The 1,171-nt window shown below is 29.8% G+C and carries 1 protein-coding gene and 1 pseudogene; both read right to left on the bottom strand.

The features are described 5' to 3' along the window. On the bottom strand, window positions 1–1,008 hold a 1,008-nt coding region (locus tag PW5551_RS10075; protein WP_146738354.1), incomplete at its 3' end, for an ABC transporter ATP-binding protein. A gap of 24 nt (window positions 1,009–1,032) precedes the next feature. Further along, window positions 1,033–1,171, bottom strand: a pseudogene (locus PW5551_RS10895) (ABC transporter ATP-binding protein); the annotation flags it as partial.

Below are 1,171 nucleotides of genomic sequence, written 5' to 3'. Positions count from 1 at the left end.
GTCATAATTTTTAGGTAAAGAATAAATTCCTTCGCTTTCTTCTTCTGGGAGATCGAATATTTCAAAGAATCTTTGTGAGAGTGTGTCTGCTTGTTGTAAAGTTGCTAATTGACCACTAATCAAATTTAACGGTCCATATAACCCCTGTGAGACACCCAAAAAAGCTATTAAGGTTCCCAACGTAAGTATGCCTTTCATTACCATGTATCCACCAAAACCTAAGATAATTGGAGTCATGATAGCAGAAATAAATATCAATCCTCTATTTAAACTTACTTCACTCCACACATATTGTTTTTTATTTTCGCTCCATTCCTTTATTTCTACTTTTAGCTTTTGTTGAAAGAATTCTTCTTTTTTGTAAAGCTTGATTGTATTTACATTTTCTATCTTTTCTCTCAAACTTTCCATGACTTTACTGTAACCTTTTCTTTCTTCTTTTGAGGTTTCCATTAATTTAGTTTTGAAATGTTTCAATATCCAAAAATATATTGGAATTGTAGCATAGGTTAGCAGTGCGAGCGGCCAATTAAAGAGAAATAAAATAAGAGAAACACGACCAAATTGAATAATATTTATAATAATAGAAGGTTTTGTCATGACTAAAAAGTTAGAGATATATTCTAAATCAGAAGTTAAACGAGCTAATATATCTCCAATCTTAAAATTTAAAAAAATTGGGGGCGCCTTTTGAAGTTTTTCGTATAAAATAAGTTGCTCGTTCTTTATTACATCTGCTCCGTAACTCATAATATAATAGTTTGCAAAAAAATTGAGAGTAATATGCCCTATTACAAGTAACAAGTATAACATTATTATAGGTAATAAAAGAGAAAAATTACTTTGCATCATTACATCGTCAATTAGGTATCTTAAAACAAAAGGTTGGATAAGAAGAAGTATTTCTACGGATAAGAAAAAAGCAAATATATTGCGAACCTTTTTCTGATATTTTTTCGAATATTTAAATAGCCTTTTTGTATTGGAAGAAAAAAAATTACTTATCACTTAGAATCACTCCATTTGAGATTTTCACACAATCAACTGACTTTCGATGATCTCTTTGTAAACAGGAGAACTTTCTATTAATTCGTTGTGTGTTCCTTCTCCTATTATTTCTCCATCTTTTAATACTACTACCTTATCTGCTTTTCTTATCGTCGATAACCTA

The organism is Petrotoga sp. 9PW.55.5.1, assembly GCF_003265365.1.
In the GTDB taxonomy this organism is placed as follows: Bacteria; Thermotogota; Thermotogae; order Petrotogales; family Petrotogaceae; genus Petrotoga.
Note: the sequence above shows the minus strand (reverse complement) of the source record. Positions and strands in the feature narration are given on the sequence as shown.